Consider the following 20958-nt stretch of genomic DNA (forward strand, 5'->3'; position numbering starts at 1 on the left):
CCCGTCCCCTTCCTCAGGCTCAGGCGGACGCCTCCGACACCATCTGGAAGCACTCGATCACGTCGCCCTCGGCGATCTCCGGCGATCCTGCCAGCCCGATCCCACACTCGAATCCGGCCGCCACCTCGCGGATGTCGTCCTTGAACCGCCGCAGCGACTCGATCCGCGTCTCGGTGACAAGCTGGCCGCCCCGCATGAGTCGAGCCTCGGCGCCGCGCAGGATCCGGCCGTCGAGGACGTACGAGCCGGCCACCTGGCCCGCCTTGCCTGCCTTGATCACCTGCCGCACCTCGGCGTGACCCTCGATCTGCTCGACCTGCTTGGGGGTCAGGAGCCCCTGGAGGGCCAGGCTGATGTCATCGGTCAGCTTGTAGATGACCTCGTACAGGCGGACGTCGACGCCGGAGGCCTCCACCGCCCGCTCGGCACCGGGGTCCAGCTTGGTGTTGAAGCCGACCACCACCGCGCTCGACGCGGCGCCCAGCACGACGTCGGACTCGTTGATGTCCCCGGCCCCCTCGCTCAGGATGTTGATTCGGACCTCCCCGGTGCTGAGCCGATCCAGCGCGTGGCGGATGGCCCCCAGCGAGCCCTGGACATCGGTCTTCAGGATCACGCGCAGCTCCTTGACCTCGGCGGCCTGGATCTGGGCGCTGATGTCCTCGAGGCTGGTCGGGCCGCGTCCGTCGCCGCCGGGTCCGTGGCGCTCCACGACCTCGGCAGCGTCGCGGGCCGCCTTTTCGTCGGCGACCACCCGCAACTGGTCGCCGGCCTCGGGCAGGTCCTGGAGCCCGAGGATCTCCACCGCGGTGGCGGGCTCGGCCTGGCGAACGCGGCGCCCGGCTGCGTTTTGGAGGGCCCTCACGCGTCCATACGTCTTACCCACGGTCACCACGTCGCCGACCTTGATTGTGCCGTTCTGGACCAGCACGGTGGCGACGTTGCCCCGGCCCTTGTCGACCTTGGACTCGATGATCGTGCCGTACGCCTCACGATTCGGGTTGGCCTTCAGGTTCTGGAGGTCGGCGACCAGGCCGATCATCTCCAGCAGGTGATCCAGCCCGGTCCCCTGCTTGGCCGAAACCGGGACCGCGATCACGTCGCCGCCGTACTCCTCGATCAAGACTCCGATGTCGGCCAGCTCCTGCTTGACCCGATCCGGGTTGGCATCCGGCTTGTCGATCTTGTTGATGGCCACGATCATCGGCACCCGGGCGGCACGGACGTGGTCGATGGCCTCGCGAGTCTGGGGCATGACGCCGTCGTCGGCGGCCACCACGATCACCGCGATATCGGTGACCTGTGCGCCCCGGGCGCGCATGGCCGTGAAGGCCTCGTGGCCCGGCGTGTCGAGGAACACGATGCGCCGGTCGCCGTGGACTGCCTCCGAAGCGCCGATGTGCTGGGTGATGCCGCCGGCCTCGCGAGCGACCACCGCCGTGCTGCGGATGGCGTCCAGCAGGCTCGTCTTGCCGTGGTCGACGTGACCCATGACGGTCACGATCGGGGCGCGGGTGACCAGGTCGTCGGGGGCGTCCTCGCCCCAGGGCGTAATCCGAACACCGTCCTCGGCGGCGGCGCCCGGCGCGACGAGCTCCTGGGCATCGGCCGCGGTCTTCTCGGCGGCTCCCCGCTCGACCAGCTCGTAGCCCAGCTCGGCCGCCACGAGTGACGCGGTGTCGTAGTCGATGGACTGATTGATGGTGGCGAAGATCCCGTTGCGGATGAGCTCGCTGATCACCGCCGCGGTGCTGATGCCGAGCGCCTCGGCCAGGTCCTGGACCACGATCGAGGTGCCGATCTCCACCGGCCCGCTGGGGCGCGGCAGAGTCGGGGTTTCGACGCTGGCGCTCGTCGACTCGCGACGGCGCGGGGGCCGTGGGCCGCGGCGCTGCTGGGTATACCTACGAGGCGGCATGGGCTCCGCCGCTCAATCCGAGGGCGCGGGCAATGGCCTGGTCCCGTCCCGCGCTCGCCTGGCAGGCGGGATCGGCGCAGACGTACGTTCCCCGCCCTGGCATGCGGCCCGACGGGTCGGTCACCGCCAGCCCGTCCGCGGTGCGCACGACGCGCTGCATCTCACGCTTGGTCCGCACCTGGCGGCACACGGCGCAGGTCCGCTGCGGCTGACGGTCAGGCCGTCGCTTTGGCATCTTCGTGGCCTTCCGTGGCCTCCGCACCCGCCGCGCCTTCGGTGCCGTCCGCAGATGACGGAGCGACGCGCGCTCCGCCGGCGCCGGCCGCCGCCACGCCCGCGTCGGAGCGGATGTCGATCCGCCAGCCCGTCAGCTTGGCCGCCAATCGGGCATTCTGGCCTTCGCGGCCAATGGCCAGCGACAGCTGGCGCTCGGGGACGATGACGTTGGCGATCCGGTGCTCCTCGTCGATCCGCACCTCAATGACCTCGGCCGGAGACAGCGCCTCGGCCACGAACTGCGACGGGTCCTCGTTCCACAGCACGACGTCGACCTTCTCGCCGTTCAGCTCGGCCACGATGGCCTGGATCCGGGTCCCGCGCTGCCCCACCGCCGCGCCCTTGGCATCCACGCCCGGCTGGCGGCTTTCGACCGCTACCTTGGATCGACTCCCGGCCTCGCGCGCGATGCCGCGGATCACCACTGATCCGTTGTAGATCTCGGGGATCTCCATCTCCATCAGTCGGCGCAGGAACCCTCGGTGCGTGCGGCTGGCGACCAGCACCGGGCCTCGCGTCGTGCGGCGCACCTCGAGAACGAACACCTTGAGGTGCTGTCCGATCCTGTAATGCTCGCCCGGGAGCTGCTCGCTGACGGAGAGCACGGCCTCCACCCCCCGGCCCATGTCGAGGACGACGGCCGATTCAGTGGTGCGCGTCACCACCCCGGTCAGGATCTCGCCCTCGCGGCTCACGTACTGGTGGTAGACCACGTCTCGCTCCGCCTCGCGCAGGCGCTGGCGATACACCTGGCCCGCGGTCTGGGCCGCGATCCGGCCCAGCTGGGCCTGGGTCACGTTCTCGGGGATCCGAACGCGCCCGCCCACGCCGACTCCAGGCTCGATCTCGATCGCCTCGGACACGGTCTTCTGAAGCTCGGGATCGGTCACCTCGGTGTCGCCGGCGACCACCTCGTACTCGCGGTAGACGCTGATCTCTCCGGTCTCAGGGTCGATCTTGACCACCACGTTCTCGGGTGCTTCCGCGTTGCGCCGGTAGGCAGATTCGATCGCCTGCTCAAGCGTCTGGAGCAGGATGTCCTGGGGGACGCCCTTCTCGGCATTGAGCTGCAGCAGGGCGCCGATGAAGTCGCGGTTCACGCTGGCACCTCCCTGCCGGGCGAAAAACAGGACGTGGGCTCGCAGACCGACCCACGTCCTAAATAAACAGCTGTATCGGTTTGGTCCGCACCGGTCGCAAGACCGTCAGCGAGTATACCAGCGCCCTCGTGGGACGCCAATTCCGCAGGCCTCTAGCGGAAGATCAGGTATAGGGCGATTCCCACGACCAACGTCAGCCCGATCGCGCCCACGATCAGACGGCCCGCCCACTTGGAACGTCTGAGCACGGCTCCCTCCCAGGCCCGAAAGGGCCCCGTAACCGACTGGTGAGTGGCCTGGCTCTACGTTACCCGCGCGACCCGGCCGGGCGTTCTTGTACATCGCAACTCGAGGGGAGTCCATCCTGTGAACCGAGTCATCCCGTTCGCACGTCCATTCCTGCGGAGGCTGCCGCTCGTCATCGCGAGCGCGGTCATCCTGATCGTCATCCTTCCCATCCTGGCGCTTACCGCGGCCGGTGGCCTCGGGGGAAGCATCGAGAGCGTGATCCGATGAAGCGCCTCATCCGGCTCCTCCTGTTGGCGTCGCTGGCGTCCTCCATCGTCATCGTGGGGCCAACCTATGCGGCCGAGGCCACGCAGGGCACAGCGCGCCGTAGCGGCATGGACCGCGCAGCCTGTCGCGACCTGATCGACAGCGTCTTGAGGTCAGATACGCGAGACGACATCAAGCAGGCGGTCCGCAAAGCCAGGGACAGTGACTGCTGGACTGAGCTATCCAGCAGCTGGGCGCAGGTGAGCGCCATTGGAGTCCCGGCGGTTGCCGCGGCGATCACCTGCGGGACTTTTCAGGGCAACTTCGGTGTTGGCATCGCTGGCATCCAGGTGGCCACCAGCCGGACACGGATCGGGGTCTGTTCGGACGGCTACCGATTCACGAGCATCCCGGAGCCGCCCTACTGCTACGTCACATCAATTCCGGCTTATTTCGGCGGCGCTCAGCCACCGGATGGGTGGTGCGGCTACTGGTATCACAGCAGCGCCAGGACGGTGATGACTACGGGCAACAACTTCTGGGTTTCGGCCTACGCGATCCCGTGGTGGAAGCGCTTCGGCTGGATGCGCTTCGACCTCAGGGCAGCTCCGCTGTCTGCCTACTACCTTCGTGGGTTCTGCTGCTATTAGGGCTCGATCGCTCCCGACCTGGCTCAGCGGGAAAGGGGCCGCCGGCCATCCGTCGGCGGCCTCATTCCGTGCTCAGATCAGCTTCCCCGGAGGCGGGAGATGTCCTGGATCGAGACTCGGACCAGCCGCGCTCAGGATGCGGGGTTGAGCGTCCACCAGCGTCCACCTGTACCACCTGAATCCCAGCGCTCGGTGGTACAGCGGTTGGTACGCGCAGACCTCCGTGACGATACCCGTTCCGTCAGCGAGGACGATCGTCCCGCGCCAGGACCCGCTTGCGCATCCGAATCGCGCTGGGGGTCACCTCGACCAGCTCGTCCGCGGCGATGAACTCGATAGCCGACTCCAGGGTCATCGGCCGTGGAGGCGTCAGCCGCAGCGAGTCCTCGGGGCCGTGGGAACGGACATTGGAGAGCTTCTTCTCCTTGGTGGCGTTGACGTCCATGTCGCCGCTCCGGGCGTTCTCGCCCACGATCATCCCTTCGTAGACCTCCTCCCCCGCGCCGATGAGGAGCTCCGAGCGCTCCTGGAGGTTGAACAGCGCGTAGGCGGTCGACGAGCCGGATCGGTCGGCCACCAGCACGCCGTTGGTGCGGTGGGTCACCTCTCCGGCCCACGGTCCGTAGCCCTCCCCGATCTGGTGCAGGAGCGCGGTTCCCCGCGTCTCGGTCAGCAGCTGTCCGCGATACCCGATCAGGCCGCGGGTCGGGATGATGTACTCGAGGCGGACGCGGGCGTCCGCGTCGGTGGTCATCTGCTCCAGGCGGGCCTGGCGGGCAGCCAGCGCGGTCTGCACCGCACCGATGTAGTCGGGCGGAATGTCGACGGTGATGCGCTCGTAAGGCTCCTCGGTCTCCCCCTCGACCGTGCGGAGGATGACTTCTGGGCGGCTCACGGTCAGCTCGTAGCCCTCGCGCCGCATCTGCTCGATCAGGACCGCCAGCTGCAGCTCACCGCGGCCTCGGACCTCGAACACGTCCTCGGTGGCGGTCGGCGCGAATTCGATCGAGACGTTGCCCAGCACCTCCTTCTCGAGGCGGGAACGGATGTGTCGCGTGGTCAGCAGCTTGCCGTCACGGCCTGCGAGCGGCGAGGTATTCACCCCGAAGGTCACTCGCAGCGTCGGGGCGTCCACGTCAAGCCGCGGGAGGGGCCGCGGGTCGGCCGGATCGGTCAGGGTGTCGCCGATGGTGACCTCTGGCAGGCCTGCCACCGACACGATGTCGCCCGGTCCGGCCTGGGCGATGTCAACCCGGTAGATCCCGTGTGCCGTCTGGAGGGCGGTCACCGAGCCGGTGAGGGTGACGATCCGGCCGGGCTCGACCGCGCCGGCGGTATCGGCGGCTTCTTCGCGGACGACGGTGATCCGCTGGCCGATTCGAATCGTCCCGTTGCGGATGCGGCCGACAGCCATCCGTCCGACGTAGTCATTGGCCGACAGGTTGGTCACGAGCAGCTGGAGCGGATGCCCATCGGTGTAGATCGGTGGTGGAGTGACCTCGGTCAGCACGTCAAGGAGCGGCCGCAGGTCCGTCCCAGCTTGGGATAGATCACGCGTGGCGGTGCCAGCCTTGGCGTTGGTGTACACCACGGGGAACTCGATCTGGTGCTCATCGGCCCCCAGGTCCATGAACAGCTCGTACACGTCGTCGAGCACCTGCGCTGGCCGTGCATCGGCGCGGTCGATCTTGTTGAGGTCCACGATGACCGGCAGGTGGCGCTCCATCGCCTTGCGCAGCACGTAGCGGGTCTGGGGCAGCGGGCCCTCTGAGGCGTCGACGAGGAGCAGGACCGCGTCCACCATCAGGAGGGATCGCTCGACCTCGCCGCCGAAGTCGGCGTGGCCGGGAGTGTCCACGATGTTCAGACGGACTCCCTGGTAGTCAACCGTCGTCTGCTTAGCCATGATCGTGATCCCGCGCTCACGCTCGAGATCCATCGAATCCATGACCCGGTCCACGAGCGTCTGGTTGGCGCGGAACGTCCCCGTCTGGCGCAGCATGGCGTCGACCAGGGTGGTCTTGCCGTGGTCGACGTGGGCGATGATCGCGACGTTGCGCAGGTCGCTGCGCACCGAGGTGGCCGGGAGCTCAGTGGTCAGGGGCACGCCCGAAGCCTACCCGGTCCCCGATAGATCCGATGAGCGACCTTCAGACCAGGCCTGCGGCTCCCTAGGAGCGGCTCCCGACGCCCTGAGCGGACTGCAGGTCAGCGGACCGGGCTCTTTTCGTTGGTCGGATCAGCTCCCCGGAAGGCGGGAGATGTCCTGGATCGAGATCAGGATGACCAGGGCGATGAGCACCACGAACCCAGTGAAATAGATCAGGGCCTCCCGTTCGGCTGACAGCCGGCGGCGGCGGACGGCCTCGATCAAGACGATCATCACCCGCCCGCCATCCAGGGGCGGGAAGGGCAGGACGTTCAGGACGGCCAGGTTGACCGACAGCAGGCCGATGAAGAACAGCTGGCTGACCAACGGGGCATCCAGAAGCCGCCCGGTCTGCTGGGCGATGCCGATCGGGCCGGCCACGTCGCCGGTCGACGGAGCGAGGCCGAGCATGCCGGCGATAGCCCGCGCCAGTCCACCCGGTATCTCGGCCGCCACGCGGCCCGCGGTGATCGTGCCCTGGGTGAGGGCATCGATCGGCCCATCGGCGGCTGGTGCGCCCATCCGGACGTCATCGGCCTCCCATGCGAACCCAACCGCGCCTTCCCCGGCCCGCTGCTGCTCCTCGGTAAGCACGCGTGGCGTGACCTCGAGGTCGATGGCCTCGCCGTCACGGGTGACCTGCAGGATGACCGGCTCGCCTGCATGGCTGCGGACGTACGCGGTGAGCTCAGTGGACAGCTCGAACGTGCGCCCGTCCACGCCGGTTATTACGTCCCCCTCCTCCAGCACGCCGTCTCCGGGGCTGCCGGCCTGGACGCTGGTTACGGTCAGCGGTCCGTGGTATTCGGGAGTCGGCTGGCTGAAGGCCAGCGCGAACAGCAGCGCTCCGGCCACGAAGTTCATCAGGACCCCGGCCAGGAGCACCGCCAGCCGAGTCGGGATCCGTTTCCGGCTCAGCGCGCCCTGCATGACCTTCTCGATGGCCGCCTCGGACAGGCCGCGCTGCCGAAGCCGCTCAACCTCGATCTCGCCGTCCTCGCCGAGGAGGCGGACGAAGCCGCCGAGCGGGATCCAGTTCAACGAGTAACGAGTGCCTCGGAACACGACCGAGGCGATGCGAGGCGGAAACCCGACGCCGAACTCCTGGACCGCCACGCCGGCCCACTTGGCAACCGCGAAGTGGCCGACCTCGTGGACCAGGACCAGGACGACGATCAGCGCCAGGAAGGCGAGCAGGGTGGGCAGGAAGTCCATTTACTGACCTGCTCCCAGGCCCAAGTCACTACTCAATGTGCCACGCACCTCGGCGTCCAGGTCGGTGATCTCCTTCATCGAAGGCTCAACGGCGGTCCCCCACCGGTCGACGGCTCGCTCGAGCGTGGTTGCGATGGCCGGAAACGGGAGGGCACCAGCCAGGAATGCGGCAACCGCCACCTCGTCGGCCGCGTTGAGCACCGTCCCGCGATTGCCTCCGGCTTCGGCGGCAGCGCGCACCGCGGCATAGGCCGGGTACCGGGACGGGTCCAGCGGCGCGAAGACGAGAGGCTCCCACGCCTCCGGCGGCGCGCTGCGGGCCGGGCTCGCATGCCGATCCGGATACGACAGCGCGAACTGGATGGGCAGGCGCATGTCCGGCAGGCCGAGCTGGGCCTTGTACGACCCGTCGACGAACTCCACCAGGGAGTGCACGACGCTGCCGGGGTGCAGCACGGCAGCGATTCTAGGGTACGGCAGGTCATACAGCCATCGGGCCTCGATGGCCTCGAAGGCCTTGTTGACCAGGGTCGCGGAGTCGATCGTGATCTTGGGCCCCATCTGCCAGGTCGGGTGAGCCAGCGCCTCGGCGGGCGTCACGTTTGCCAAATCGTCCGCCGGGCGGTCCCGAAACGGTCCGCCGCTGGCGGTGAGGATGAGACGCGCGACGTCCGCGAGGCGTTCCCCGCGCAGGCACTGCCAGATGGCCGAGTGCTCGCTGTCAATCGGGCGCAGCCAGTCAAGCGGGTCCTCCCGGTCGGCCAGCACGGCGCGAACAAGGTGGCCACCGGTCACCAGTGTCTCCTTGTTCGCCAGCGCCACCCGGCGCCCGGCTTTCAGGGCTGCCAGCACGGCGGGAAGGGCGGTCATGCCGGTAGTGGCGACGACCACGATGTCCACGCCGTCAGCGGTCGCGAGCTGTTCGAGCCCACCATCCGCCCAGCGTTCTGCGGCCAGCTCCGCGGGACGGCGATCGGCCGACCAGGCCAGCGCGTGCGGCCACTCACGTATCTGGGCGTCGAACGCGGCATCAGCGTGGCCGGACGCCAGGGCGCGCAGCTCGTACCGCTCAGGTGCGGCCCGGACCACCTCGATCGTCTGGGTCCCGATCGATCCGGTCGAGCCGAGCAGGGCGATGCCGGTCACGGCGCTATCCACATGCCTCCGAGCACCACGGCGAAAGCGATCAGAGTGGGCGCCGCGAACAGGAGGGAGTCCACCCGGTCGAGCATCCCGCCATGCCCCGGGAAGAGATGGCCGGAGTCCTTCCGGTCCGCGGCCCGCTTGAGGAGCGATTTGGCGAGGTCCCCGCCTTGGCCAATCGCGGCCGTGACGGCTCCAGTGAGCAGCCCGATCAGCACCGGCAGACCGACCAGCAGCCACCCCAAGGCGGCCGTCACGAGTGCCGCCACCACGATGCCACCGGCATAGCCCTCGACCGTCTTGCCCGGGCTGACGAGCGGATGGAGCTTCCGCCGACCGATGGCGCGGCCGACGAAGTAGGCCCCCGTATCGCAACTCCATACGAGGCCGAACAGGACGAAGAGCCACCCGGTCCCCGCTTCCCAGCCGAGCGCCCCGAGGGCGCTGTCGGGCGTCCCATCCACAGGCGCCAGGTGCCCGACGACGGCCAGCATCGGTCCGAGGATGCCGAGCCAGGCAACGGCGAACACCGAGACCATCCATGCCTGCAGACCGATCCGAGGGTCCGCATTGCGCAATGCCGCGCCGGCGAGACCGATGACGGCGAAGACGAAGATCGCGAGGGGCAGACCGAAGGGCAGAACCTGTACCGACGTGCCCAGGAAGGGCGAGGTCGCACCTGCCTGAAGACCGATCAGCGCGCACCCGGCGACCAGCAGACCCGCGGCGTAGGTGACGGCGCGGGGCACCGCCCAGCCAGCCGCATTGAGCAGGTCGACGGCCTCGCCGAGGGCCAGGGCCACGACCAGGAGAACGCCGAGGCTGAGCCACGGCTCGCGGAACCAGGCGATGGCTAGGACGATCGGGGCCAGGACGATGGCGGTCAGGACGCGGGTCCGCAGCATGCCGTCAGCCCCCGAACCGCCGATGACGGCCCGCGTACTCCTCCAGCGCGGCGTCCAAGTCGGCCGGAGTGAAGTCGGGCCACAGACGATCCGACACCACCAGCTCAGCGTACGCGCCCTGCCACAGCAGGAAGTTGCTGGTCCGGTGCTCTCCCCCGGTTCGGATGATGAGGTCCGGGTCCGGCTGTCCAGCGGTGTACAGCTGCGCGGCCAACGCCGGCTCATCGATCTCGATGGCGGGCACACCGGCTGCCACGAGCGCCCGGACGGCATCGATGATCTCCGACCGGCCCGAGTAGTTGAACGCGATGTTCAACCGCATTCGGGCGCCGTCCCGCGTGCGTTCCTCCGCCTCGCGGATGGAGCGCTGCACATCCGACGGTGCCTCGTGCAGCCGGCCGATGACCTGGACCGATACCCCCTCCTCGATGAGCTCATCGGTGTGCTGACGCACCGCGCTGTCCACCAGGGAGAACAGTCCGTTGACCTCCGCCTCGGTGCGGGTCCAGTTCTCGCGGCTGAACACGTACAGGCTCAGGACCTCAATCCCGCGATCGGGAGCGTGCTTGACGACCGGTCGAATCGCTTCCACGCCCTGGACATGACCGGCGATGCCGGGCAGGCCACGCGCCGCCGCCCAGCGGCGGTTGCCGTCCATGATGATCGCGACGTGACGCGGGCCCTCGGATTCCGACAGGCGGTCAGACCTCCATGATCTCCGTCTCTTTGCGTTCGCCGCGGGCCTCCGCCATCTCGACGAAACCGTCTGTGAGCCGCTGGAGACTCTCGATCTCGCGGCGCTCCTCGTCCTCGCCCAGGCTTCCCTCCCGGAGGGCCTGCTTCAGCTCGTCCGCTGCCTCGCGGCGAAAGTTCCGGATCTCGACCCGGGCCTCTTCCAGACGGCGACGAACCTGTCGCACCAGCTCGTGGCGCCGCTCTTCGGACAACGGGGGTACGTGCAGCCGCACGACGGTCCCATCGACGTTCGGCACCAGGCCGATATCGCTGCGCGTGATGGCCTTCTCGATGGCGGGCAGCGCCCCCCGGTCCCAGGGCTGGATGACGATGAGATGCGCGTCGGGCGTCGAGATGCCGGCCAGCTGGTTGAGCGGCGTCGACGTTCCGTAGTAATCAACCGCGATCCGCTCGACCAGGGCCGTCGAGGCCCGGCCGGTGCGGATGCCGGCAAAGTCGCGCTCCATGGCTTCTACCGCGCGTTGCATCTTGGGCTCGATCGTGCGCAACGCCTCGTGGCTCACGCCGGCACCTCCTCGCTGATCAGGGTCCCAATCGCCTCCCCGCGCAGGGCGCGCAGGATGTTGCCGTCCACAGTCATGTTGAACACGACGATCGGCATCCGATTGTCCATGGCCAGGCTGACCGCGGTGGCGTCCAGTGCCTGGAGTCGATCGGCCAGCACCTCGGTGTAGCCAATCTGCGCATACAGCCGAGCGTCTGGCTTGTGCTCCGGATCGGCGTCATAGACCCCATCCACGCGGGTGGCCTTGAGGATCACCTGGGCCCCGATCTCCACCGCCCGCAAGGTCGCGGCGGTATCGGTCGTGAAGTACGGGTTGCCGGTGCCAGCGACCAGGATCACGAGCCGGCGCTTCTCCAGGTGCCGGATCGCCCGGCGCCGGATATACGGCTCGCAGATCTCGTTCATGGCGATGGCGCTCATGACCCGGGTTGGCGCCCCGGCCTGCTCCAGTGCGTCCTGCAGGGCAAGCCCGTTCATCACCGTCGCCAGCATGCCCATGTAGTCGGCGGTCGACCGATCCATCCCGGCCGAGGCCGCCGCCAGGCCGCGGAAGATGTTGCCTCCGCCGACCACGATCGCGACCTGGATCCCATCGGCGTGGGCCTGGGCGGCCTCCCCCGCGATCCGGCGCGCGACCTCCGGATCGATCCCATACCGGCGCTCGCCCATGAGCGCTTCGCCCGACAGCTTGAGCAGTGCCCGTCGAGGCCCGTCCGCTCCAGCCGCCGGCTGCGGGCTCATGCGCTGGGCCGGAGGGGTTCCAAGTCAGGGTCGGGCGCGGTCTCCCCCACCGCCATCCGGGCGAAGCGAGCGACGCGGATGTTCTCCCCCAGCAGGCCGATCTTGTCGGTGATGAGGTCGCCGATCCGCCGATCCGAGTCGCGGTACGGCAGCTCGAGCAGACAGACCGATTCGAACCACTTGTCGAGCTTGCCCTGGACGATGTCCTCCGCCCGATCGGCGGGACCTCCGCCAGCGGCGGCCTCCACCGTAAAGCGTTGCCGCTGGGCATCCACGATCTCGACGGGCACGTCGTCCCGCGCGACCCACTGCGGGGCCAGCCCGGCCACCTGCATTGCCAGCTCGCGGGCCAGCTGCTGGAAATCGTCGGTGCGGGCGACGAAGTCCGTCTCGCAGTTCAGCTCGAGCAGGACGCCCAGGCGCGACCCGTGATGGATGTAGCTGGCGATCACGCCTTCGCGAGCCACCCGGTCGGCCTTCTCGCGGGCTGTGGCTAACCCCTTTTGGCGAAGGAAGGTCACCGCCGCGTCGAAATCGCCGCCCGACGCCTCCAGCGCTCGCTTGCAGTCCATCACCCCGGCGCCGGTCTGCTCACGCAGCGCCTTGATGTCGGCCGGGCTCACGAGAGGTTTGGTGTCCATGGTCACGCCGGTTCCTCGACCACGTCCTCGACCGGCTCGCCATCCAGGCTGTCATCGAACTCGATGCTGGCCGCCCGACGGGCCCGTGCGCGCCGCTCGGTCTCTTCGTCCTCCTCGGGCTCGGGCTCGAAGACCAGTGCCTCGCCCGAGGCCAGCGCGGCGCTGTAATCCGCGTCTGGGCCCAGCGCGGCCTCATCCACCGGCGGCAACGCCTCGACCTGTTCCATCTCTTCATCGATGCGGGCCTGGCGCTCGGCCTGTCCGGCCAGGCAGGCATCGGCGACCAGGGCGGACAACAGACGCACCGATCGGATGGCATCGTCGTTGGCGGGGATCACCCAATCGACGAGGTCCGGGTCGCAGTTGGTGTCGGTGATGGCGACCACCGGGATCTCGAGCCGGCGCGCCTCGCGGACCGCGATTGCCTCCCGATGGGGGTCCACTACGAACACGGCGCCCGGCAGCCGGCGCATGCGGCGGATGCCGCCCATGGCCTTGTTCAGGCGCTCGATCTCCTCGGTGAGCTTGCCGGCTTCCTTCTTGGTGAGCCGTTCGAACTCGCCCGCTTCGCGGCGAGCCTCGAGTGCCTCGAGGCGCTGGATGCGGCGCTTGATGGTCATGAAGTTGGTCAGCAGACCGCCTAGCCAGCGCGTGTCGACGTAGTGCTGCCCTGCGCGGGTGGACTCTTCGCGCACCGTTTCCTGGGCCTGCTTCTTGGTGCCCACGAACAGGACCGACTCGCTGCGCCGGGTCGTGTCACGCACGAACTCGAGCGCGGCGTCGAGCCGCGACACGGTCTGGGCGAGGTCGATGATGTGGATCCCGTTGCGCTCGGCAAAGATGAATTCGCGCATCTTGGGATTCCAGCGGCGGGTCTGGTGTCCGAAGTGGACGCCCGCCTCGAGCAGCTGCTTCATGCTGGCGGCAGCCATGGATTCCTCCGGTTGTCGTCCTCGGCTTCCGTCAGCTTCGCATCGGTCGACCCGCTCGAGAGTGGGCACCGTGGACCTGCGAATCGGGAGGCCTGTGAGATGGATCGTCCGGCTCGGTACACCCGGGCCGGATCTGGCGCGAGTATAGCAGTCGCGGATTCCACGCCCCTCACCGTCCCCTGAGCGGCCGACGAGGCGCACGCAACGGTACCGAAGTACCCCGCACCCCACCACAACGGCCATTGAACGCATCCAGTCGAGCGTCGAGCATCCGTTCGCTGACGCCCCTGGAGGAATGGATGCTTCGATTCGCGCGTACCCGACGTTCCGTCGCCCGCAGCGTGCTGGCGGTGGTCCTGCTGACGTCGGTAGCGACTCCCGCGGCCGCAGGGGACGACCTCATCGTCCAGCGCGGTGACACGTTGTGGGACATCGCGCTGGAGCATGGAACGACGGTCGACGCCCTGGTGACACTGAACGGGATTTCAGATCCGTCGCTCATCCGGATCGGGCAGCGCATCGTGCTCCATCCTCCGTCGGCCCCTTCGTCGCCGCCACCGGCCGCCCCCGCGCCCTCCGCGCCCGCCATCCACGTCGTCCAGCTGGACGAGACGTTGTGGGGCATCGCGGTCCAATACGGAACCACGGTGGCTGCGCTGGTCGAGGCGAATCAGATCTCCAACCCGTCGCTCATCCGGATCGGCCAGACGCTGGCCGTTCCGCAGCTGTCGCCTCTGCCGCCACCGCCGGCTGCTGAGCCGCCACCCCCGGCCCCCGCCCCCACGGCGGAGCACGTCGTCCAGGCAGGCGAGACGCTGTGGGCCATCTCACGCCTGCACGGCACCACGGTCGAGGCGATCGTGGATGCGAACCTGCTGGCCAACCCGTCCTTCATTCGCACCGGTCAGCGCCTGGTGATCCCCGGCGCACCGGCATCCGCTCCGGCTGCCGTCACGAACTCGAGCATGCCGCCCGACATGGCCGCCAAGGTCGCGCACCGGACCGAGGCGCGCGGGATCCTCCTCGAGGCAGCGAGTGAGTTCGGCGTCCCGGGCCCCTTCGTCCTGGCCGTGTCCTGGCACGAATCCGGCTGGCAGTCGGGGGTGGTATCGAGTGCGGGCGCGGTGGGGCTCATGCAGCTCATGCCCGACACGGCTGACTGGGTGGCGGACTCCCTGCTGCACGAGGTGGCCGCCATCGACGATCCGCGTTGGAACGCGCGCGCCGGCGTCCGTCTCCTTGCCTTCTATATGGACCGATACCAGGGCGACAGGGCGAAGACCCTGGCCGCATATTTTCAGGGCATGGCCTCGGTCGACCAGATCGGCGTCCTGGTGTCCACCGTTCCATACAGTGACAGCATCCTGACCTTGGAGCAGATCTTCAGCCGCTGAGGACAGGTCACCAGGCGTCGACAGCCGGCACGCGGGTCAGCCGCCACGTTCGAGGGCGCGGCCCGGGGACGACGGCCACCAGGTCGACGCGCAGACCGTCATGCGGGATAGCCTCGCCGCGCGCAAACGCCACCAGGGCGGCACTCACCCGTCGGAGATGCCGGGGACGCATCGACGCGACGGCGTCGCCGGCTCGACCGGTGCTCCGGAGCCTGACCTCAACCGCGACCAGACACCGATCCGGGTCGAGGGCAACGAGGTCGATCTCGCCCTCCGAGGAGCGATGGCGGGCCGCCAGGATCCGCCATTCCTGAGCCGTCAGCCAGTCGGCAACCGCTCGCTCCGCGGCACGCCCCAGCTCATGACGAGGATCGGGCATGGCTCAGTCGTCGCTGGGTTCGAACGCGGCCTCATCAACCAAGGGGAAGTCCGCGAACTCCAGGTCCAGCGGCAGCTGGACGCCGGCCAGCAGCATTCGGATGGGCGCGAACGAACGACGGTGCCACGCGCAGGGCCCTTCGCGGATGAGGGCCGCGTAATGCCGGCGCGTCCCGTAGCCCTTGTGACGAGCGAAGCCGTAGCCCGGGAAGTGGGCGTCCATCTCGTCGCAGATGCGGTCACGCGTGACCTTGGCCACGATGGACGCGGCGGCGATGGAGGCCGAGATCGCGTCTCCGTCAATGATCGCGCGCTGCGGGTACGCCACCTCGCGAATGGTCAGGGCATCGATGAGCAGGTGATCCGGTGTTCGGGGGAGATGGGCCAGCGCCTCGCGCATGGCCAGCCGCGTGGCCTCCAGGATGTTGATCCGGTCAATGACCTCGACCTCCACGCAGCCGACGCCAATCGCATCCGCGCGGGCAACGATCTCTTCGTACAGCGACTCGCGGCGTGAGCGGGCGAGGACCTTGCTGTCCCGCAGGCCCCGGATCCGGGGACGGGCCGGCAGCATGACGGCCGCCGCCACAACCGGCCCGGCCAGCGAGCCCCGGCCGACCTCGTCCAGGCCGGCGATGCTCCGAAAGCCCGCGCGTCGCAGCTCGTATTCGTGGCCCAGGTGGGCGTCGCGGGGTCGGTGGACGGGGCGCCGGCGAGCGGTGAGGGCGGAGGCCCTGGCGCTCATCAGGTCAGCGCGTGGGGCGGCGCTCGCGGAGGGTGGCAGCCTTGCCGATCCGGCCGCGGAGGAAATAGAGCTGGGCGCGACGGGCGATACCGTGGCGGACGACCTCGATCTTGTCGACGCGAGGAGCGTGGACCGGGAACGTGCGCTCCACACCCACGCCACTGCTGATGCGGCGCACGGTGATGGTCTGATTCAGGCCGCCGCCGCGCATGCGCATGACGGTTCCTTCGAAGACCTGGATCCGCTCGCGGGTACCCTCGACGACCTTGACCGATACGCGCACGGTGTCACCGGGCGCAATCTGCGGCACGTCGCGGAGCTGCTCACGTTCCAGCTCCTGGATGGGGTCCATGCTCGCGATCCTCGCTTACGACCGGCTTACCGCCGGATTGCCAGCTGGGGCTGACGCAACGACGCGACCGCCGGAGCGGCCGCGAACGAAGCAGGAGTATAGCAGCCGCCAATCCGCGCCAACAGGGCGGGGCTCAGTCATTCGGCCGCCGGGTCGCGGGATCGAAGGCGCTCGATCTCCTGTCGATCCGCATCGGTCAGGGGCGCCTGGTCGAGCAGGTCGGGACGGCGTTCGAAGGTGCGGCGCAGGGCCTCCTGGCGGCGCCAGGCATCGACCTGGCCATGGTGACCGGACAGGAGGATGGACGGCACGGGCATGCCCTCGAACTCCTCGGGGCGGGTGTACTGCGGATGCTCCAGCAGGCCGCCTGCGAACGAGTCGCCGGCAGAGGACGCGGGGTCGATGACTCCCGGCACGAGCCGGCTTACGGCGTCGATGACGACCATGGCTGGCAGCTCCCCGCCGGTCAACACGTAGTCGCCGATGCTCACCTCGCGGTCCACCAATGCCCGGACCCGCTCGTCGACCCCTTCATATCGGCCGCACACCAGCGCCAGCCGGGACTCGCGTGCGAGCTCACGAGCCAGCCCATCGGTCAGACGTTCGCCGGCGGGGTCGAGGAGGATCACCGGGACGCCCGCCGCGCGGAACGGTCCGATGGCCGCGGCAAGCGGCTCCGGCCGCAGGATCATCCCCGCTCCCCCGCCATACGGGGTGTCGTCAACGGTTCGGTGCCGACCGAGCCCGTGCTCGCGCAGGTCGTGCAGCTCCACCGCCACCACGCCCCTCTCGATGGCGCGCCCCAGGACACCGCTGGCCAGGACCGGGCGGAACAGCTCCGGGAACAAGGTGATCACGTCGATCTGCAGGCTGGGCGCTGGAGCCACGGATCAGACCTCCTCCAGCCAGGCGGACGGGTCGCGGATGGTCATGCGTCCGCCGTCCAGGTCGATGGCCAGCACGATTGATCGGAGCGCAGGGACCAGCAGCTCGGCGTCCGGCCCGATCACCCGGTACACCTCGTTGGCTCCTGCGCGGAAGACCTCCTCCAACCGGCCGAGGACCTGTCCCTGGGGGTCAACCACCTCGAGGCCCTCGAGCTCATGCCACCAGAAGGTTCCTGTCGGGAGCGGGGCAGGCGGTTCGGTCGCCGTGAGATGTCGGCCGATGAGGGCGGTCGCCGTTGCGTGGTCGGAGATTCCCTCGAGGCGCAGGACAGGACCGAGGCGCGAGGTTCCGACCTGCGTGATCCGCCGGGAAGCCTTCTCACCCTCGACCACGAGGGCAGCGCCCACGATCAGTCGGTCCGGCACGTCCGTCAGCGCCATGACCCGCAGATCTCCCTCCAGGCCGCGGACGCCCATCACGCGGGCGACCGCCAACGGCTCACTCGTGGGCGACGATGTCGAGCTCGACATGGCGGCCGTCCCGAGCGCCCATGACGCGCAGCAGGCTCCTGATCGCGTTGGCGATCCGGCCATCGCGGCCGATGACCCGACCCATGTCCCGCTCGTCCACGACCAGCGTCAGGGTGACTTCGCCCTCACCCTCCTCGACGTCGACCTCGACCGCGTCGGGATGATCGACCAGGGAGCGTGCGATGTACTCCAGGAATGCTTTCATGCCTCGGCCTGCTCAGTCTCTTCCGCGGGCTCTGCCGCTGGTTGCGCAGTCTCTGCCTCGGGTTGCGCAGTCTCTGCCTGGGGTTGCGCCGTCTCTGCCTCGGGTTGCGCCGTCTCTGCCTCGGGTTGCGCCGTGTCTGCCTCGGCCTCGACGGTCTCAACGTCGGCCTCAGCCTCGGTCTCCGTCGCAGGTTCTCCCGCGGCCTGCTCAGTCTCCGCCGCGGCCTCTGCCGTGCTCTCTGCCGTGGGCTCCGGGGTGGTTTCTGCGGTGACTTCAGCCGTCTCGGGGGGCGTCGTTTCCGCCGCCGTTTCAGCCGCCGTTTCAGCCGCGGACTCGCCGGCTGGCTCAGCCACGGCCTCAGCGGCGGGCTGCTTCGCTCGTGATGCGCGTCGCGGCTTCGCGGTCGCACCCTCCGCAAGGGCCGGAGCGGGCTTCCGCTTCAGCACGGCCCCGGCCACCGCGATCTTCATCAGCCGCTGGACGGCGGCCGAGGGCAGCGCACCCCGAGCCATCCAATTCGCGATCCGCTCGTCGTCCAGCTTGACCGTGACGGGATCAGTGAGCGGGTCGTAGAAGCCCAGGATCTCAAGCGCGCGCCCGTCACGCGAGCGCCGACTGTCGATCGCGATGACGCGATATGAGGGCCGCCTGGTGGCCCCCACGCGCGTCAGCCGGATGTGAACGGCCACGTGGTGGTTCCTTCTGTCTCTGAGGACGTTGCGTGACGCTGCGGCAGGATGCCATGAGGGGCTGACGAAGAGCCGAGCGCCGCGACAGGATAGCGCGTCTGACCCGAACCGGCGATCACCGACCAGGCAGCCGCGGCGCTTGTCCGGGTCGTGCCCCGGCACTTCCGAGCTGGCGAACGAGCTTCTGCATCTCCTCGAACTGCCGCAGGAGCCGATTCACGTGGGCCACGCTGGTTCCGCTCCCGGCCGCGATGCGGCGCCGACGGCCGGCCTTGATGAGGTGCGGCTCGCGGCGCTCGGTTGGCGTCATGGAGTCGATGATGGCCTCCACCCGCCGCAGCTCCCCGTCGTCCACGGCGGCCTGCGCCGCGCCGGCAAGTCCCGCCGCGCCGGGGACCATCTGGAGCAGCTGACCGATGGGTCCCATCCGCTTCACCTGTTGAAGCTGGCTCCGAAAGTCCTCCAGGGTGAACCGCGACTCAAGGATGCGTTGGGCCGTTCGCTCGGCCTCCTCGCGGTCGACCCCTTCCTGGGCCCGCTCGACAAGAGTGACGATGTCCCCCATGCCCAGGATGCGCTGCGCCAGGCGATCCGGGTGGAAGGCTTCGAGCGCATCCATGCCCTCCCCGGTCCCGACGTAGGCGATGGGCACGCCGGTCACGCTCCGGATGCTCAGGGCTGCACCGCCCCGGGCGTCCCCATCCATCTTGGTCAGGATCAGGCCGGTGAGGGGCAGGCTGGCGTGAAAGGTCTCGGCCACGCGCACCGCCTCCTGCCCCGTCATGGCATCCACCACCAGCAGCGACTCGGTCGGCTGGAGGGCGCTGACGAGGCCTTCCAGCTCGGCCATCATCGGCTGGTCTACGTGCTGGCGCCCGGCGGTGTCCACGATGACCACGTCCGCTCCGCCGCCGCGGGCGGCGACCAGGCCCGCCTCTGCGATCGCCGCTGGAGGTGTCCCGGTCGGGCCGGTCACGACCTCGACCCCCACCTGCTCCCCCAGCTGGACGAGCTGTTCCACGGCGGCTGGCCGGTAGACGTCGGCCGCGACCAGCAAGGGCCGATGGCCGTCGCGTCGCAGGCGGACCGCGAGCTTGGCGGCCGATGTCGTCTTGCCCGATCCCTGCAGACCGATGAGCAGCACCACAGCCGGGTCAGGTGGTCCGATTCGAAGGACGTGTCGCTCCCCGCCCAGGATCCCCACCAGCTCCTCATGCACGAGCTTGACGACCTGGTGGCCGGGCCGGACGCCGTCGAGGATAGCCGTGCCGATGGCGCGCTCCCGAACGCGGGCGACGAAGGTTTTCACGACCCGGAAGTGCACGTCGGCTTCCAGCAGCGCCAGGCGGACCTCGCGCAGGGCCGCGTCCAGGTCCGCCTCGGTCAGCCTCGCCTGACCACGCAGGCGTGCGGCGATGGCCTGGAGGCGAGCCGACAAGGTTTCCAGCATCAGATGCTCCGGGTCACGGTCAGGCTGCCAGCAGCCAGTCGAGATAGGCGTCCGGGTCGAACGGCGCGAGATCGCTGAGGTCTTCGCCGAAGGCGGTGAAGACGATGGGGATCCCAAACTGATCGACGACGGCCAACGCCACCCCACCCTTGGCCGTGCCGTCCAGCTTGGCAAGCACGATCCCGGTCACCCCGGCCTGGGCCAGGAAGGTCTCCGCCTGGGAAAGCCCGTTCTGCCCCGTCGTGGCATCCAGCACGAGGAGGACGTGACGTGGCTGGTCAGGTCGTTGACGGGTGATCACGCGCCGCACCTTGGCCAGTTCGGCCATGAGGTCACGGGCGGTCTGCAGCCGCCCGGCCGTATCGACGATGACGACGTCTGTCCCGCGGGCCACGCCTGCCGCCACCGCGTCGAACGCCACCGCCGCCGGGTCGGCCCCCGCGCGCTGCGCAACGACCCCGATGCCCAGGCGGTCGCCCCACAGCCGCAGCTGCTCTACGGCGCCCGGGCGATAGGTGTCAGCCGCGGCCAGGAGCACGCTCCGACCCTCCTTCTGGAAGCGGGCAGCCAGCTTGGCCGCAGTCGTGGTCTTGCCACTCCCGTTGACGCCCACCACCAGTATGACCGCCGGCGGTGGGCCAACCTCGAACGGTTGGTTCGGCACGCGCCGCAGTCGCTCCCCGAGCTCGGCCGCGATCGCGGCATTGGCCGACACATCGCCGCGAGCGGTCCGCTCCCGCGCCCCGACGACGATCTCGGCCGCCAGGCGCGGACCGAGGTCGGCCGCGACGAGCGACTCCTCCGCCTCTGCCCACGCCGCCTCATCCGCGGCGCGATCGGCTCCCAGGGCCGCCCGCAACCGCGCGCCGAGGCCCGAGCCGACTCGCGACATCGCCGTCAT

Annotated in this window: 23 protein-coding genes and 1 pseudogene; 3 read left to right on the plus strand and 21 right to left on the minus strand. The window is 69.2% G+C overall.

What is annotated here, in order from left to right; all coding sequences use genetic code 11:
- Positions 1-19 precede the first annotated feature (19 nt).
- The 3 genes from infB to nusA are packed head-to-tail and all read right to left on the minus strand — an operon-like array spanning position 20 to position 3294.
- The gene (gene infB / locus AABM41_05050) at positions 20-1918 is read right to left on the minus strand and encodes a translation initiation factor IF-2 (GenBank protein MEK6191680.1); all 1899 of its coding nucleotides are present in this window, start codon (positions 1916-1918) and stop codon (positions 20-22) included.
- Complete coding sequence (locus tag AABM41_05055) at positions 1905-2153, minus strand: YlxR family protein (protein MEK6191681.1); 249 nt, start codon at positions 2151-2153, stop codon at positions 1905-1907. The genes infB and AABM41_05055 overlap by 14 nt, the downstream gene beginning before the upstream one ends.
- The gene (gene nusA / locus AABM41_05060) at positions 2134-3294 is read right to left on the minus strand and encodes a transcription termination factor NusA (GenBank protein MEK6191682.1); all 1161 of its coding nucleotides are present in this window, start codon (positions 3292-3294) and stop codon (positions 2134-2136) included. The genes AABM41_05055 and nusA overlap by 20 nt, the downstream gene beginning before the upstream one ends.
- Positions 3295-3660: 366 nt before the next feature.
- On the opposite strand from nusA, the gene AABM41_05065 reads away from it, so the two are divergent.
- The gene (locus tag AABM41_05065) at positions 3661-3810 is read left to right on the plus strand and encodes a hypothetical protein (protein MEK6191683.1); all 150 of its coding nucleotides are present in this window, start codon (positions 3661-3663) and stop codon (positions 3808-3810) included.
- A complete protein-coding gene (locus AABM41_05070) occupies positions 3807-4439 on the plus strand; it encodes a hypothetical protein (GenBank protein ID MEK6191684.1) in 633 nt (210 codons plus the stop codon). The genes AABM41_05065 and AABM41_05070 overlap by 4 nt, the downstream gene beginning before the upstream one ends.
- A 241-nt stretch (positions 4440-4680) precedes the next feature.
- Here the strand turns inward: AABM41_05070 and typA are convergent, their stop codons facing one another.
- The 9 genes and pseudogenes from typA to rpsB form a co-directional block, all read right to left on the minus strand.
- A complete protein-coding gene (typA, locus tag AABM41_05075; protein MEK6191685.1) occupies positions 4681-6546 on the minus strand; it encodes a translational GTPase TypA in 1866 nt (621 codons plus the stop codon).
- Between the two features lie 132 nt (positions 6547-6678).
- Complete coding sequence (locus tag AABM41_05080) at positions 6679-7803, minus strand: M50 family metallopeptidase (protein ID MEK6191686.1); 1125 nt, start codon at positions 7801-7803, stop codon at positions 6679-6681.
- Entirely contained in the window at positions 7804-8949 is a 1146-nt protein-coding gene (gene dxr, locus AABM41_05085; protein ID MEK6191687.1) for a 1-deoxy-D-xylulose-5-phosphate reductoisomerase, read from the minus strand.
- Complete coding sequence (locus tag AABM41_05090) at positions 8946-9851, minus strand: phosphatidate cytidylyltransferase (protein MEK6191688.1); 906 nt, start codon at positions 9849-9851, stop codon at positions 8946-8948. Before AABM41_05090 ends, dxr begins: the two co-directional genes overlap by 4 nt.
- Before the next feature lie 4 nt (positions 9852-9855).
- Positions 9856-10548: a polyprenyl diphosphate synthase gene (gene uppS, locus AABM41_05095; GenBank protein ID MEK6191689.1), complete on the minus strand. Its 693-nt coding sequence runs from the start codon at positions 10546-10548 to the stop codon at positions 9856-9858.
- A 4-nt stretch (positions 10549-10552) separates the two neighbouring features.
- The gene (gene frr / locus AABM41_05100; GenBank protein ID MEK6191690.1) at positions 10553-11110 is read right to left on the minus strand and encodes a ribosome recycling factor; all 558 of its coding nucleotides are present in this window, start codon (positions 11108-11110) and stop codon (positions 10553-10555) included.
- The gene (gene pyrH / locus AABM41_05105; protein ID MEK6191691.1) at positions 11107-11853 is read right to left on the minus strand and encodes a UMP kinase; all 747 of its coding nucleotides are present in this window, start codon (positions 11851-11853) and stop codon (positions 11107-11109) included. Before pyrH ends, frr begins: the two co-directional genes overlap by 4 nt.
- A complete protein-coding gene (gene tsf, locus AABM41_05110) occupies positions 11850-12494 on the minus strand; it encodes a translation elongation factor Ts (protein MEK6191692.1) in 645 nt (214 codons plus the stop codon). Before tsf ends, pyrH begins: the two co-directional genes overlap by 4 nt.
- A 257-nt stretch (positions 12495-12751) precedes the next feature.
- Positions 12752-13426 (minus strand): annotated as a pseudogene (gene rpsB / locus AABM41_05115) (30S ribosomal protein S2).
- A 299-nt stretch (positions 13427-13725) separates the two neighbouring features.
- Between rpsB and AABM41_05120 the strand changes: the two are divergent.
- Entirely contained in the window at positions 13726-14820 is a 1095-nt protein-coding gene (locus AABM41_05120) for a LysM peptidoglycan-binding domain-containing protein (GenBank protein MEK6191693.1), read from the plus strand.
- Positions 14821-14827: 7 nt separating this feature from the next.
- Here the strand turns inward: AABM41_05120 and AABM41_05125 are convergent, their stop codons facing one another.
- The 9 genes from AABM41_05125 to ftsY form a co-directional block, all read right to left on the minus strand.
- A complete protein-coding gene (locus tag AABM41_05125; protein MEK6191694.1) occupies positions 14828-15199 on the minus strand; it encodes a YraN family protein in 372 nt (123 codons plus the stop codon).
- A 3-nt stretch (positions 15200-15202) separates the two neighbouring features.
- Positions 15203-15943 carry a ribonuclease HII gene (locus AABM41_05130; GenBank protein ID MEK6191695.1) on the minus strand — a complete coding sequence of 247 codons (741 nt, stop codon included), beginning with the start codon at positions 15941-15943 and terminating at the stop codon, positions 15203-15205.
- Positions 15944-15947: 4 nt separating this feature from the next.
- A complete protein-coding gene (rplS, locus tag AABM41_05135; protein ID MEK6191696.1) occupies positions 15948-16295 on the minus strand; it encodes a 50S ribosomal protein L19 in 348 nt (115 codons plus the stop codon).
- Between the two features lie 137 nt (positions 16296-16432).
- Positions 16433-17164: a tRNA (guanosine(37)-N1)-methyltransferase TrmD gene (trmD, locus tag AABM41_05140; GenBank protein ID MEK6191697.1), complete on the minus strand. Its 732-nt coding sequence runs from the start codon at positions 17162-17164 to the stop codon at positions 16433-16435.
- Between the two features lie 21 nt (positions 17165-17185).
- Positions 17186-17677, minus strand: a complete 492-nt coding sequence (gene rimM / locus AABM41_05145) for a ribosome maturation factor RimM (protein ID MEK6191698.1) — start codon at positions 17675-17677, stop codon at positions 17186-17188.
- A 4-nt stretch (positions 17678-17681) separates the two neighbouring features.
- Positions 17682-17918, minus strand: a complete 237-nt coding sequence (locus AABM41_05150; protein ID MEK6191699.1) for a KH domain-containing protein — start codon at positions 17916-17918, stop codon at positions 17682-17684.
- Complete coding sequence (gene rpsP / locus AABM41_05155) at positions 17915-18607, minus strand: 30S ribosomal protein S16 (protein MEK6191700.1); 693 nt, start codon at positions 18605-18607, stop codon at positions 17915-17917. The genes AABM41_05150 and rpsP overlap by 4 nt, the downstream gene beginning before the upstream one ends.
- 115 nt (positions 18608-18722) lie before the next feature.
- Positions 18723-20057 carry a signal recognition particle protein gene (gene ffh, locus AABM41_05160; protein MEK6191701.1) on the minus strand — a complete coding sequence of 445 codons (1335 nt, stop codon included), beginning with the start codon at positions 20055-20057 and terminating at the stop codon, positions 18723-18725.
- Positions 20058-20076: 19 nt separating this feature from the next.
- Positions 20077-20949, minus strand: a complete 873-nt coding sequence (ftsY, locus tag AABM41_05165) for a signal recognition particle-docking protein FtsY (GenBank protein MEK6191702.1) — start codon at positions 20947-20949, stop codon at positions 20077-20079.
- Positions 20950-20958: the final 9 nt, after the last annotated feature.

The organism is Chloroflexota bacterium, from assembly GCA_038040195.1.
Lineage (GTDB): Bacteria > Chloroflexota > Limnocylindria > QHBO01 > QHBO01 > DASTEQ01.